9 protein-coding genes are annotated in these 14,018 nt (G+C 69.0%); 1 reads left to right on the top strand and 8 read right to left on the bottom strand.

Features of this window, described 5'->3' with window-relative positions; genetic code table 11:
- Positions 1-534 precede the first annotated feature (534 nt).
- The 7 genes from DID99_RS15795 to DID99_RS15765 form a co-directional block, all read right to left on the bottom strand.
- On the bottom strand, positions 535-1,659 hold the full coding sequence (locus DID99_RS15795; RefSeq protein ID WP_124667118.1) for an FAD-dependent monooxygenase: 1,125 nt from the start codon (positions 1,657-1,659) through the stop codon (positions 535-537).
- A gap of 169 nt (positions 1,660-1,828) precedes the next feature.
- Complete coding sequence (locus DID99_RS15790) at positions 1,829-2,974, bottom strand: amidohydrolase family protein (protein ID WP_124667117.1); 1,146 nt, start codon at positions 2,972-2,974, stop codon at positions 1,829-1,831.
- Positions 2,975-3,003: 29 nt separating this feature from the next.
- Complete coding sequence (actP, locus tag DID99_RS15785; RefSeq protein WP_124521108.1) at positions 3,004-4,650, bottom strand: cation/acetate symporter ActP; 1,647 nt, start codon at positions 4,648-4,650, stop codon at positions 3,004-3,006.
- On the bottom strand, positions 4,647-5,006 hold the full coding sequence (locus tag DID99_RS15780; protein ID WP_124667116.1) for a DUF485 domain-containing protein: 360 nt from the start codon (positions 5,004-5,006) through the stop codon (positions 4,647-4,649). The genes actP and DID99_RS15780 overlap by 4 nt, the downstream gene beginning before the upstream one ends.
- 87 nt (positions 5,007-5,093) lie before the next feature.
- Positions 5,094-6,320, bottom strand: coding sequence for an FAD binding domain-containing protein (locus DID99_RS15775; RefSeq protein WP_124488020.1), 1,227 nt, complete (start codon positions 6,318-6,320; stop codon positions 5,094-5,096).
- 1 nt (position 6,321) lies between these two features.
- A complete protein-coding gene (locus DID99_RS15770; RefSeq protein ID WP_124529611.1) occupies positions 6,322-6,804 on the bottom strand; it encodes a VOC family protein in 483 nt (160 codons plus the stop codon).
- A 134-nt stretch (positions 6,805-6,938) separates the two neighbouring features.
- On the bottom strand, positions 6,939-7,211 hold the full coding sequence (locus tag DID99_RS15765) for a ubiquitin carboxyl-terminal hydrolase 14 (protein ID WP_124521100.1): 273 nt from the start codon (positions 7,209-7,211) through the stop codon (positions 6,939-6,941).
- A 206-nt stretch (positions 7,212-7,417) separates the two neighbouring features.
- Between DID99_RS15765 and DID99_RS15760 the strand changes: the two genes are divergently transcribed.
- Complete coding sequence (locus DID99_RS15760; protein WP_124667115.1) at positions 7,418-8,689, top strand: NAD(P)/FAD-dependent oxidoreductase; 1,272 nt, start codon at positions 7,418-7,420, stop codon at positions 8,687-8,689.
- 40 nt (positions 8,690-8,729) lie between these two features.
- On the opposite strand, the gene DID99_RS15755 is transcribed toward DID99_RS15760, so the two are convergent.
- Entirely contained in the window at positions 8,730-13,814 is a 5,085-nt protein-coding gene (locus DID99_RS15755) for an ATP-binding sensor histidine kinase (RefSeq protein ID WP_124667114.1), read from the bottom strand.
- Between the last annotated feature and the right edge of the window lie 204 nt (positions 13,815-14,018).

Below are 14,018 nucleotides of genomic sequence, written 5' to 3'. Positions count from 1 at the left end.
GTGTGCGCGGCCTGGACAGCGCGTGCCGGCGGTGGATGTCGCAGCCGGGGCCGCCGGATGGCGATGCGGCATCGCCGATCGATCCGGCCATGCGAGGCCTGTCCGGCCGCAGCGATTCGCGGCGGCAATCATGTCGTCACTCCTGGGGTGGGGCGCGCGGGCCAGAGGCCGCGCGGCGATTGATGGAGGCAGTCTACGCTCGCGTCGGCGGCAATTCCTGAAGCCGCGCTGAATCGTTCTGAACGGTGACGGGCGGCGCACGCGCACACGCCGGCCGTGACTTGCGCGCGAGCGGCGCCAGCGCCGGCGCGAGCAGCACGAACGTGAAGTCGCCCACCTTCGTCCCGGCAGGCGGCGACCACTTTCTTGCAGCCGTGCGCGGGTCGAATGATGCGCGTGGCAAAACAGGCCGGCGCAGCAATGGCCGCGCCGTGCGGCATCAACCGGGCGGGTTCCGTCGAAGAACGCGGCCGCCGATGCCACAAGGTCAGGATAACGAAGCAGAAAGGAAACACGGAACATCATGCAATGACCTCAGCGCGGCGAGCCGAGGCCGAACGATGCGGCGAGTTGCGGCCCTTTCTCGAGCAACGCGGTCACTTCCTCGCGCCGCCGCGCCGACCATTGCGCGAGCCGCTCGACGACATCGGACACGTCGGCCGGCAGCGCTTGCGCGAGCGACACGGCATCGCCCGCCGCCTTCGATGTGCCGGATGCCGTATGCGGGCGCACGGTGCAGGCCGCATCGCCGACCAGTGCGACGCGACCGTCGGCGAAGGCGGGGCTCAGCACGTCGAAGATCGCCTGGTTGAATGGCGCGCGTGTCGCGAGCACCAGCTGCGACAGCGATGCCGGCAAGCGCTCTTGCGCCAGCTGCCGCAGCGACGCAACGGTCTCGTCGGCAAGCATGCCGGGGTGCACGGACGCATGATGGACGTTGCCGTTCCGGTCGGTCAGGTGGCGGCGCAGCGCGGCGCGATCGGCTTCGTTGCGATACCACAGCCAGTTGAAGCGGCGCGTGCCCGGCACGAGCGAGCCGTCGAGCGCCGGAATCAGGAACGCCATGAACAGTTCGCCCGGCGCCTTGTGAAGCGTCATGTTCTCGACCAGCGGCGCGATCGCGGCGGGCTCGAAGCCGGCTTCGTCGACGATGCCGCGCCACGCGAGGTAGCCCGCGAATGACGGCGCATGGCCGGGAAACAGGTGCGTGCGCAGGGTCGAGCCCGACCCGTCGGCCGCAACCAGCACGTCCGCGCGAACGTGTTCGTCGCCCAGGTGCACGTCGACGCCAGTCGCGTCCTGCGTGAAGCCGCTGACCGTGCGGCCATAGCGGATGCGTCCGCGCGGCAGCGTGTCGCACAGCGACCGGTAGACGGCGTCCCACGACGAGAACGGCAGCATTTCGGGTTCGTCCCGCGTGACGCTGCCGTCGCGCTCGATCCAGCGACGCCGACGCGTCGGCACGCTGATCATCTGCCGGCAATGACGGCCATGCTGTTCGAGAAACGCCATCATCCGGCGCAGCACGGCCACGCCGCCGCCCTGGCCGCGCAGCGGGGACGGCGAGCGCTCGTAGACCGTCACGTCGTGACCGATGCAATCGAGCGTCAGCGCGGTCGCGAGACCGGCGATCGAGCCGCCGGCAATGGCTATTTTCATCGTGCGTGACTCCTTGTTCGAAAGGCGGCATGGCGGTACGGTGACCCGGCTGCGCGGCGACGTTTGCCGTGCGGTGCCGACGGCTCGCCGGATGATGGCATGTCGACCGGCGGGCTGCGCCGATCGTGCAAGCGTCGTCGCGCGAGCGCGACATGGCAGCCCGATCGCGCTAGATCCGCAGCAGCTTTCCCGCATTGCCGCCGAGTATCAGCGCGCGCTGGTCCGCGCTCAGGTCGAGCCGGTCGAGAAAACGGACCGGCTGTTCGTAACCCATGTCGAAGCAGTAGTCGCTGCCGAGCACGAGCCGGTCGATGCCGACGTTCGCGATCAGGAAGTCCAGCACGGGCCCGGAGTGGGACACCGTGTCGTAGCTGAAGCGCCGCAGATAGCTGCTGGGCTTCTGCGCGAGCCGGCGCGTTTCGGGGCGCACGGTCCAGCCCGCGTCGAGGCGCCCCGCGACGATCGGCAACGCGCCGCCGGCATGCGGCAGCGTAAAGTGCAGGTCCGGATGGCGATCGAGCACGCCACCGAGGATCAGGTGCGCGGCCGCGATCGCCGTGTCGAACGGATTGCCGAGCAGGTTGCTCAGATAGAAGTCACCGAGCCGTGCGCCGCCGACCGTTTGCTGCGGATGCAGGAACACCGGCAGGTTCAGTTGCGCGATGCGCGCGAAGACGGGTGCGAACAGCGGGTCGTCGAGATCGCGATTGTCGATGTTGGTGCCCATGTACACGCCGCGCACGCCCGGCAACTGCGCGGCGCGCTCGAGTTCGTCGATCGCGTCGGTCGCGTTCAGCATCGGCAGCGTCGCGAGTACGACGAAGCGCGTCGGATGCCGCTCGTAGATGCGCGACGCGGCCGAGTTCCAGTCGCGCGCGAGCTTCGCATTGAACGGCCGGTCGGCCCAGTACGCCATCGGCACGCTGAGCGACAGCGCCTGGACGTCGACGCCGGACGCATCCATGTCCCTGAGCCGGGCATCGACGTCGATGAACTTCATCGGCAGCGGGCCGAGGCCGCCGGCGGGCGTGCGGAACGTGAACGACGCGTCGTCGCACGTGAACGACCCGCCGAAGCGCTTGCCTTCGCCGCCGACCAGATTGCAGAAGCTTTTCGGGTAGTAGTGCGCGTGGATGTCGATCGCGCGCGGCCGCTGCAGCGGCGCGGTGGCCGATGCGGCCGGCGTGCTCGCGGTTGCGGCAGCCGGTGCCGAACGGCCGGCCAAGGCCGTGCCGGCGAGCGCGGCGAACGTGCCGAGCAGGCGTCGCCGGGCCGGCGACGGGCAGCAGGTGCAGGTCAACGTGGGATGTCTCATGAGGATGTCGGCCCTTCGAATCGTGCGGCTCAGCCGCGTTGCGTGATGCCCGTTGTGGTGCCCATTTCGCACGCGACGAGCTGGGTGTCGAACTGCGCACGCTCGTGTCGTGCGCGGGCCGAGCGATCGGTGACGGAGAACAGGACGACACCGGCGAACGCCGCCGCCATCGAGAACAGTGCCGGGTATTCGTACGGATAGACCGCATGCGCATGACCGAGCACCGTCACCCACACGGTCGGGCTCAGCACCGTGAGCGTGACGGCGGTGGCGAGCCCGAGTAGGCCGCCGAGCACCGCGCCGCGCGTCGTGAGCCCGCGCCAGTAGATCGAGAGCAGCAGCACCGGAAAGTTCGAGCTCGCCGCGATCGAGAACGTGAGGCTGACGATGAACGCGATGTTCTGCTTCTCGAACGCGATGCCGAGCAGGATCGCGAGCACGCCGAGCACGACGGTCGTCGCGCGCGCCACGCGCATTTCCTCCTGGTCGGATGCGCGTCCGCGGCGCAGCACGTTCGCGTAGAGATCGTGCGAGATCGCCGACGAGCCCGCGAGCGTGAGTCCGGCGACCACGGCGAGGATGGTCGAGAACGCGACCGCGCAGATGAAGCCGAGGAACACGTTGCCGCCGACCGCGTGCGCGAGGTGGATCGCCACCATGTTCGCGCCGCCCGTCACGGCGCCGGACGCGTCGTGGTAGTGCGGGTCCGGCGCGACGAGCGCGATGGTGCCGAAGCCGATGATCACGATCAGCACGTAGCCGACGCCGACGATGCCGGTCGCATGGAGGATGCTCTTGCGGGCAGCCTTGACGTCGCCGACCGTGAAGAAGCGCATCAGGATGTGCGGCAGGCCCGCCGTGCCGAAGATCAGCGCGAGGCCGAGCGACACGGCCGAGACCGGATCGGAGACCAGGCCGCCCGGACGCAGGATCGCCGCATGCTTCGGATGCACGCTGACTGCCTGCGCGAACAGTGCGTCGAGGCTGAAGCCGAAACGGCCGAGCACCATGAACGCCATGAACGCCGCGCCGGCGAGCAGCAGCACGGCCTTGATGATCTGGATCCAGGTGGTTGCGAGCATCCCGCCGAAGAATACGTAGACGACCATCAGCACGCCGACGACGAGCACCGCGACCGTGTAGTCGAGACCGAACAGCAGCTCGACGAGCTTGCCCGCGCCGACCATCTGCGACACGAGATACAGCAGCACGATGACGATCGAGCTCGACGCCGCGAACGCGCGGATCGGCCGTTGCCGCAGGCGATAGGACACGACGTCGGCGAGCGTGTACTTGCCGAGGTTGCGCAGCGGCTCGGCGATCAGGAACAGGATGATCGGCCAGCTCGCGAGAAAGCCGACCGAATAGATCAGGCCGTCGTAGCCGCTCGTGAACACCAGCGCGGAAATGCCGAGCAGGGATGCCGCGGACATGTAGTCGCCGGCGATCGCCCAACCGTTCTGGAACGCGGTGATCCGGCCGCCGGCCGCATAGTGGTCGGCCACGCTGTGATTCTTGCGCGCGGCCCAGCGCGTGATGACGAGCGTCGACGCGACGAACAGCAGGAACATGCCGATCGCGACCGGGTTGTGCCCGTGTGCGATCGCCGCGGGGCCGGCCGCGAACGCCGGTGCCGTGCCGGCGGCGGCGATCGCGGCGAGAAGCAGGCGTTTCATGGCGTGTCTCCGTGACGAAGGGACGCGACGAGCGCGTCGTGGACCGAATTGGCCTGGAATACGTACAGCGCGACGAGCGCGAACGTGACGACGAACATGCCGAAGCCGACCGGGATGCCCCACGGCGTCGGCCGGCCCGGCACGATCGGCTGACCGAGCAGCGTCGGCGAAAACGCGAGCGTCAGGATGAACGCGAAATAGAGGGTGAGCATGACGACGGTCAGCGAGCAGGCGAGCAGCCTTCTGCGCCTGACGAGCGTGCGAAAACGGGCATCGCGCAGCAGCGGATGGGCGGCCTGCGCCGGCGAGTCATGCGCGGGCGCGGTGCCGGCGGTGGCTGGAAGCGGGTGGTTCACGGTGTCTCCTCGATGGATCGAATGTCGCGGCCGGGCGTCGCGCGTCTCGTGCGCGGCGCCCGCCCGTGCCCGGCTCGGAAATGCGGCTCAGAAATGCGGCGGCACCGCGGTTTCCCGCATCACGACTTCCGGCGTGCGATAGCGCTCGGCCATTGCGCGCTCGGTGTCGTTCTTCAGTTGTGCCTGCATGTACGCGCCGAGATGGCGCGCGTGCTGCACGATCGCGACGCCGAAGGCGGTGCGCGTCTCGCTGTATTCGCACAGCGCGTCGAGCGTGTCGGCGCGCGTGGCGAGCGACGCGACGAGCGCGAGCGCATCGCCGGCCGCCTTCGTGACGCCCATTCCGCAATGCGGCCGCGCGACGAATGCGGCGTCGCCGAGCAGCGCGATCCGGCCGAACGCCATGCGCGGCACTTCGAGGTCGTAGATCGGCTGGAACAGCGGCTGCGTCGCGCGTGCGACGACTTCCGCGAACTGCGGCGCGAGCAGCGCGTCGGCCGCGTCCTCGAGATCGGCGAGGACCTCACGCCGGATCAGCGTCGGCGGAATGCCGCCGGCCCACAGCTTGCCGGTCTCGTCGGTCAGCAGGTTCGGCAGGTCGGTGTCTTCGCGCGTCGCGCGATACCAGACGAAGTTGTAGCGGCGCTCGCCGGGTTGCGTGCTGTTGCCCTGGCCGGCGACCGGGTAGCCGAGGATCTGTTCGTGCGGCGGCAAGCCGAACGCGAACTTGTCGAACAGGCTCGCGTGGGTCGCTTCCGACAGCGCGGCTTCGTCGACCAGCCCGCGCCATGCGACATAGCCCGCGTATTGCAACTGCGCGTCCGGCAGCAGCCGCTCGCGAATCGCGGAGCGGAACCCGTCGGCGGCAATGACGAGATCGGCATGCACGACCGAGCCATCGGACAGCGTGATAGACGCGTGCTCCGGCCCGTCCGCGACGTCGGTCACGACGGCGCCCGCGTGATAGTGCTGATCGGGCAGCGCAGCACGCAGCACGTGGTACATCTTGCTCCACGCGGTGAGCGTCTGTGGCAAGCGCCGTTCCGATTCCACGGCTCCGTCCTGCGACAGCGTGATGCGCGACTCGACCTTGACGCCGATCGACGCGTCGATGCGCACGCCCGCGGCGAGCATCACGTCGAACAGTTCCGGATGCGTGACGATGCCGGCACCACGGCCCGACAGCGCCTCGGGCACGCGTTCGTACACGTCGACGTCCCAGCCGTTGCGCAGCAGGAGGTTGGCTGCGAACAGCCCGCCCAGCGAACCGCCGACGATGGCGGCCTTGCGTTTGCTTGCAGTGATGTTGTTCATGTCAGTCTCCGGTGGATGCGCCGGCCGATGCGGCCGCGTCGGGAAGCGCGAGGCCCTCGACCTCGGCGGCAGGGAAGTTGAGTTCGATCGTCACGCCGGACGGATCCTCGATGAAGACCTGGTGCAGACCGAGGCTCGGCACCGTGCGGTCGCGCCACGGGATGTTCTCGGCGCGCAGCGTGCGCCACGTCGCCTCGACGCCGGTCGCGAGGAACGCGATGTGGTCGACGGTGCCGGTGCCGGCGGCCGGCAGCGCCTTGTCGCCGAGATAGGCGGCAAGGCCGTCCGGATTGGACGGATCGACGCCGATGATGTGCACGGTGCCGTAATCGGCTTCGTCGCCGCCCTTGTAGAGCCATGCGCCGGGAAAGTCGAACGGCGGACGATAGCCGCGTTTGAAGCCGAGCACGCGTTCATAGAACCGGCACGATTTCTCGAGATCGAGCGTGCGGATCGAGTAGTGCGCAAGTCTGGATACAGGCATGGGACACCTCGTGTTTATCAGTCGATAAGTTATCGTTCGATAAATTCTAGTAGAAAAGATCGGCAGGACAAAGCCGCGATCGAGCGGTGTTTACCCGCAGTTGAAATGGGTGCCGGATGCCGGCGCGCGATGCGCTACGACGCGATTTCGCCGGCCATGACTTCGTCCGCGTAGCACCATACCCAGCGCTCGCCCGGCTCGATCGAACGGGCGAGCGGATGGCCGGTTTCGTGGAAATGCCGGCTCGCGTGGCGATTCGGCGACGAGTCGCAACAACCGACTTGCCCGCAGCTCAGGCACAGGCGCAGATGCACCCACCGGCTGCCGGACTTCACGCATTCCTCGCAGTAGTCCTTGTCGGTGTGCAGGACGCGCGCTTCGCCGAGGTGACTGCAGGTGGTAGTCATCTTTCGCTCCGATGCCGGCGCCGCAGAGCGCTCGCAGCGCGGCCGGCACGAAGCTGCAAGCGGAGGCGGACAGGATTCATTGTGGACGGTCGTGGCGCGAGCGGACCTTAATTCTTATTAAACGTCGCGGCGCGATGGCGACGACGACGTACAGTCGCAAGTGCGGCCGGGGTGCAATGTCGCGGTGCGGTCGCCGGGAGGGCTTCATGACGCAGTCTCAGCATGTCAGGGTAATCGGTTTGCCGAACAGCAGGGAAGCCTACGCAATTCGCGATTTCCTGAAGCGCGGCGTGGTCGAGTACGCGTGGTGCGAACTGACGTCCGACACCGACTGCGTGCGCGAGCTGGGCATCGCGCCGCTGCGCGATGTCCGGTTGCCGGTCGTCGTCTTTCCGGACGGAACGTGCATGTACCAGCCGACGCTGCCGGAGATCGCCGCCAAGCTCGGCTGGGTCGCGCGGCCGCGCTTCATCGAGTATGACCTGTCGATCTACGGTGCCGGCCCGGCGGGCCTGTCGGCTGCCGTCTACGCGGCATCGGAAGGGTTGCGGGCCGTCGTGATCGAGCGCGATGCGGTCGGTGGACAGGCGGGGACGAGTTCGCTGATCGAGAACTACATGGGATTCCCGGACGGCATACCCGGCGCCGAGCTGGCCGAGCGTGCGCGCCAGCAGGCGGTCAAGTTCGGCGTCGAGCTGCTGATGATGCGCGAGGGCGTGCATGCGACGTTCGTCGACGGCAAGATTCGCGTCGACCTGGCCGACGGCTCGATTCTGACCGCGCGCGCAAATATCTGCGCGACCGGCATCGAATACCGCAGCCTCGGTCTGCCGGACGAACAGCGCTTTCTCAACGCGGGCCTGTTCTATGGCGCGGGCTCGAGCGAGGCGCCGATGTGCGAGGGCAAGCACGTGTTCATCGTCGGCGGCGGAAATTCGGCCGGGCAGGCGGTGATGAACTTCGCACGGCACGCGCGTGAAGTCACGATGATCGTGCGCGGCGCATCGCTCGCGGCAACGCTGTCGCGCTACCTGATCGACCGGATCGAGCGCATGCCGAACGTGACCGTCCGCTACGGCACGACCGTCGACGCGTTGCAGGGCGACGGCCGGCTCGAGGCGATCGTGCTGCGCACGGAAGACGGCGCGCGGGAAGTGCTGCCGGCCACGCACCTGTTCGTCTGCATCGGTGGTGCGCCGAACACCGAATGGGCGAGGGACACGAACATCATTCGCAACGAGAGCGGCTACCTGGTCACGGGCAGCGACCTCTACGACTGTCCTGCATTCGGGCGCGTGTGGCCGCTCGAGCGCCGGCCCTACTATCTCGAAACGAGCGTGCCGGGTTCGTTCGCGGCGGGCGACGTCCGGTCGGGCTCGGTCAAGCGGGTGGCGTCGGCGGTCGGCGAAGGGGCGATGGCCGTGACCTTCGTCCACCGCTTCCTGAGCGAGGATGCGCAGCGGCAGGGCGCAGCCTGAGCCGTGCGGCGCTGGCGCCGCGATACGTTGGCCGCCGGTATCAGCCGCGCGTCGACACCGGCAGCCGGAACGTCATCACGGTACCGTGCCCGTCGCGCGGCGCCGCTTCGAGCGTGCCGCCATGCGCCTCGATGATCGAGCGGCAGATCGCGAGTCCCATTCCCATGCCGTGCGATTTCGTCGTGAAGAACGGATCGAAGATCCGGTTGGCGATGTCCGCAGCGATGCCGGCGCCGCGATCGGCGATGCGGACCACCGCATGGCCGTCGCTGACCTGCGACGCGATTTCGAGTTCGCACTGCGTGACGAGTCCGTCCATTGCGTCGAGTGCATTGGTGACGAGGTTGAGGATCACCTGCTGGATCTGGGTGCGGTCGGCCATCGCGCAGATGCCGTCGCAGTGCAGTTCGGTGCGCAGCACCACCTGCTTCGCGTCGATTTCCGTCTCGGTGAGACGCAGCATGTCGCGAATCAGGTCGTCGATCGCGACCGGCGCCAGCGCGGGCGGCGTTTGGCGCGCGAGCGATCGCAACGCGCGGACGATGTCGGCCGCGCGCACGCCGGATGCGCGGATGTCGTCCAGGCTCGCGAGCGCCTCGCCGAGATCGGGTTGCGGGCCGCGCAACCAGCGCATGCCCGCGCCGGCGCTCGACACGATGCTCGTCAGCGGCTGATTGATCTCGTGCGCGATCGATGCGGCGAGCTCGCCCATCACCGTCATGTGCGCGGTGCGCGCGAGCTCGGTGCGCGCGTGCCGCAGCGCGGCCTCGGTCTCGACCCGGCGCGCGTTCTCGTCGATCAGTTCCGCGTAGAGCCGCGCGGATTCGAGCGCGTTGGCGGCCTGCGGCGCGAGCACTTCCAGCATCGCGATGCGCCGCGGCGAGAACACGCCGTTGCTCAGTGCATTCTCGAGATAAAGCACGCCGACCAGCGCGCCCTGTTTCAACAGCGGCAGGCAGAACAGCGAGCGCGTCGGGTGCGCGCGCAGGCTGTCGACGTGATCGGGCACGCCGTCGCGCTGCGCATTCGCGAGCACGATCGGCTTTCGCGTGCGCGCGACGGTGTTCAGGATCGACAGCGGCACATCCTGTTCGGTGGGTTCGCTGCGGGCGATATCGACGATCACGTCGCTGCCCGCGATGCGCGCCACCGCCTCGATGGTCAGCCGGTCGTGCCGGGTGAGCAGCAGCAGGCCATGGCGCGCGCCGGCATACACGAGCATGTTGCGCATCAGCGTCTGGATCAGGCGCCCGAGCACGATTTCTTCGGATAACGAATGGGCGGCGCGCATCGCGAGCGCGAAATCGAGATCTTCGCGCGCGGGCGCGGCCGGGCCGCCCGGCGACGGATCCATCACGAGGAACGGATGCTGCGCTTCCATCGCCCGCGTCTTGCCGGTCGCGCCCCAGCGCCGGTAGCACGCATGGGCGAGCCGCAACTGATGACGGGCCTGGCCGCCGAGCCCGAGCGACGCGGCATGCTGCGCGGCCCGCTCGTGCGCGAGCGCCTGTTCGTGCACGAAGCCGTGTTCCGCCGCGAGGCTGGCCGACGTTTCGTATTGCTGCATCGCGACCACGTGCTCGCCGCGCACGCACGCGAACTCGGCATCGATCAGCGCGAGCTTGTTGAGAAACGTTCCGGGATTTCGCTCGCTCCACACCGCGAAGCGGGCGCGCTGGGGCGCGAAGCGTTCGAGCATGCGTTCGGGCGGCGTTGCGCCGTCGTCGCATGCGATCCCGGCCAGCACGCTGAACAGGTGGAAATCGGCAAGCATGATGTGCGCGGGCGTCGACCATGCACTCGACGTAGCCGCATCGAGCGATGCGCGCGCCGTCGCGGCGTCGCCGAAGATGAAGGCCGCCTGGCCGGCGAGCACGTCGGTCCAGAACGCCAGGACCGACATCGGGGTCCGCGATGACGCACGGGCACGCCAGCTGCCGATCAGCCGGTCCTGGCCGAACTGCAGCGCATCGATGAATTCGGATTGTGTGGAGACGAGGTCGGTGATGTCGTCGTAGTGCGCGCCACGCGCGATCTCCAGCAGCGGGTCGATTTCGGCGCGGATCGCGGGCAGCGCCTCGCCCATCGACAACAGATCGCTGACGATGTGATTGCAGCTGTAGCACATCCATCGCAGCTCGGCGCTCGCATTGCCCGCGGCTTTCGCATCGCGTGCGCGTTCGAGTGCGTAGGACAGCGGCTGGGTCCAGACGCTCACCTGGTCGAGCGCGATCAGCGTGGCGGAGCGATAGCGCTCGAAGCCGTGGCGATCGACCAGCGCGAGCGCGACCCTGGCGAATTCGAAGCCGTCTTCATACGCGCCGTGGTGCTCCGCGATGCTCACGCCGTACCACGCGAGCCCCTGCACCGACGCGGCGGTGACGCCGTGGCGCAGCGTCAGCCGCACCATCGTCGCGAAATGCAGCAGCATCAACCCGCCGCTCGGATAGAACATCGCGGCTTCGAGCGCGGTCAGCAGTGCCATCGTGGCTTCCACGCGCGTGTCGGTCATCACGGGCAGGTCGACCAGGTCGGCGATGGCGCGGCCGTCGAGCGCCGCGCGCACCGCATCGCAGGCCGCCGCGAGATCGGCCTCGACCGGCTCGGCGGGCAGTTCGACGCCGAGCAGCGCCAGCCCGGCCAGCGCGACGTCGATCGCTTGCCGGTAGTGCGCCTCCACCGTGAGCTGCGCGGCCTTCAGCCGATGCGCCTCGGCGCGGTCGGCGGGCGTGCGCGTACGTGCCATGAGCGTGTCGATCGCGTCGGACGCCTGTGCGGTTTCGCCGGTCGCGAGCAGCAGGCCGCTGCGCAGGATGCCGATCCGGCTGGCGAGGCCGTAGTGTTGCGACCAGGCATGCGGGCCGAGCAGCGATTGCGCCGACGCAAGAAACGACAACGCACGATCGCGCGCGGCGGCCGTGGCCGCGGCCTCCGCGGCGTCGGCGAGCGCACCCGCGTATGCGAGCGCGAGCGTGTCGTCGAGCGGCACGCCTTGCGCCAGTTCGATCTGGGCGGCGAGCGCCAGCAAGGAGTCCGGTGACGGCGGGTTCGCGCGCGCGAGCATCGCGGCGGCGATCCGGGCGTGGCGCAGCGCGCGCTCCGGGCGCCCCGTGAGTGCGTAGACGGCCTCGAGGATGCGGTCGTGAGCGAAGCGCCAGCGGTCGCCGGAGAGCGACACGAGACCCATCCGGCGCGCCGGGTCCAGCCAGAAGCGGAGTTCGGCCAGCGTTTTGTCGGCGGCCGCGCGCAACAGCGCTTCGTCGATGTCGATGCCGATACAGGCCATCAGCGCCAGCAGCGTTCTCGTTTCGTGCGGCAAGCGCTGCATCCGGACCGCGAGCAGGCTCACGACGTTCTCGGTCTCGTGGCGCGCCTCGATGTCGTCCGCATTCCATTGCCACGCTTGCCGCACCGGATCGTAGCCGAGCAGCTGCTCGTCGATCAGCGTGCGCAGCAGCTGCTGGATGTAGAACGGATTGCCGCCCGTCCTGCGATGAACGATGTCGCCGAGCCCGGACAAGCGGGCCGGCGCCTCGCCGAGCATGCCGGCGAGCATCCGCGTGACGTCGGGCGTATCGAGCGGTGCCAGCGTCAGCAACGCGACGCGGGCGCGATCGAGCTGCTCGCGCAGGTGCCGGAACGCCGGCGCGTCGTCATGCGGCGGCCCGCTCCGATAGCTGGCGACGATGCAGACATGGGCCGGCGGATCGAGCGCGATCGATGCGAGGAACGCGAGCGTCGCTTCGTCGGCCCACTGGATGTCGTCCAGTGTCATGACGAGCGGCTCGCCCGGCGCCGCGAACGCGCGGAATGCATTCACGACGATCTGGCACAGATGGAATTCGGGAATCGCATCGGTAGGGTCGAACGCGACGGGCTCGACGTCGAGCAGCCACCCGGTTTCCGGGAAGATCGCCGCAAGAAGACTGGCCTGCCGACCCACGCAGTCGCGCAGCCGCGCGGCGATCGCCGCGATTTCGTCGTCGCGCCTCGCCAGCGCACTGCCGAACAGCGTGCGCAGCGCCTGCAGCACGGGCGCATACGGCCGCGCAGGCTGGAACCGGTCGACCGTGGCCGACGCGAACCAGGCGGTGCGCGACGCGGCGCGCGCATGACGCACGAAGTGTTCGGCGAGCGCGGTCTTGCCGACGCCGGCCGGTCCGCCGACCAGCACGAGGGCCGACTCGCCGGTGCGCGTGACGCTCTCCAGGATCCCCTCGAGCAGATGAATTTCCACGTCTCGGCCGACCGGCAGGTCGAGCGTGTGCAGACCGGCGAACGGATCGCAGCCGCCGAGCGCGAAGGGCTCGACGCGCCCCGCGGCGAGCCAGTCGTGCAGGATCCGTTCGAGATCGTGCTGCACCGCTTCACAGGACGGGTAGCGATCGGCGGGTTCCTTGGCGATCAGCTTCAGGATCAGATCGTTCAGGATGGCGGGCACGTCGCCGCGAAACGCCGCGGGCGGCGACGGTTTGATCGCGACGTGCGCGTGGACCCAGTCGGACGTCGACGCGGCCTTGTAAGGCATCGCGCCCGTCAGCAGGCGGAACAGCGTGATGCCGAACGCGTACAGGTCGGCGCGCTCGTCGACGCACGCGCCTGCCGAGACTTCCGGCGCGGCGTACGCGGCGAAATCCGTGCGCATCGTGCGGTCCGCCGCCTGTTTCGTCGCGCGCTCCCGGGCATGGGCGAACGAGCGGAGCATGACGGTGCCGTCCGCTGCGATGACGAAACTGGCCGGCTGGAGATCGCCGTGCAGCCAGCCGCGCCGATGCAGTTCCCCGAGCGTGCGGGCGGCGCCGATCGCCGTTTCGAGAAAGGCGTCGAGCGGCAGCCGGCCGTCGGTCAGCGTGTCGAACGCACGCACGTCCAGGCGCGGATGAACGAGCACCGGGCCGTCGGCCGCGCGGATCAGCGCCACCGGCAAGAGCGCCCAGGCCGGGTCCAGGATCCCGTTCAACGCATGTTCCTGCTCGAACTGCCGGCAGCGCTGGTCGAATTCCCAGCCGGTCTGGCACGCCGGCCACACGCGCCCCGTCGCGCGGTCGGTCAGGTCGAAGGTCAGGACGTCGCCCGAGCGCACCACGTTCGACAGGCGGGCACGCGCGAGCCATTCGGCATCCATTCGGTTCGTGTCGTCCGGGTTACGCAAGGGCTGATTCACGGTGGGGCGGCGGGCTGGGTGGAGGAGGTGGAAGCGGCTCGCGATGCGGGATCGGCCGGGCTCGGTCGCGCGCGTTCGGGCCGCGACCCGTGCATTGTCCGACAGCCCGCGGGATTTTGCAGTACCCGCCGCGCCCTTGAGCCCCGGCGGCCGGCCGGGGCCGGA

This window comes from Burkholderia sp. Bp8986 (genome assembly GCF_003854225.1).
Classification (GTDB): domain Bacteria; phylum Pseudomonadota; class Gammaproteobacteria; order Burkholderiales; family Burkholderiaceae; genus Burkholderia.
Note: the sequence above shows the minus strand (reverse complement) of the source record. Positions and strands in the feature narration are given on the sequence as shown.

Excerpts from the sequence above, each read along its gene's own strand:
- actP (WP_124521108.1), bottom strand. The coding sequence starts at position 4,650 with ATGAAACGCCTGCTTCTCGCCGCGATCGCCGCCGCCGGCACGGCACCG.
- DID99_RS15755 (WP_124667114.1), bottom strand. The coding sequence starts at position 13,814 with ATGGATGCCGAATGGCTCGCGCGTGCCCGCCTGTCGAACGTGGTGCGC.
- DID99_RS15770 (WP_124529611.1), bottom strand. The coding sequence starts at position 6,804 with ATGCCTGTATCCAGACTTGCGCACTACTCGATCCGCACGCTCGATCTC.
- DID99_RS15790 (WP_124667117.1), bottom strand. The coding sequence starts at position 2,974 with ATGAGACATCCCACGTTGACCTGCACCTGCTGCCCGTCGCCGGCCCGG.
- DID99_RS15795 (WP_124667118.1), bottom strand. The coding sequence starts at position 1,659 with ATGAAAATAGCCATTGCCGGCGGCTCGATCGCCGGTCTCGCGACCGCG.
- DID99_RS15760 (WP_124667115.1), top strand. The coding sequence starts at position 7,418 with ATGACGCAGTCTCAGCATGTCAGGGTAATCGGTTTGCCGAACAGCAGG.
- DID99_RS15775 (WP_124488020.1), bottom strand. The coding sequence starts at position 6,320 with ATGAACAACATCACTGCAAGCAAACGCAAGGCCGCCATCGTCGGCGGT.
- DID99_RS15765 (WP_124521100.1), bottom strand. The coding sequence starts at position 7,211 with ATGACTACCACCTGCAGTCACCTCGGCGAAGCGCGCGTCCTGCACACC.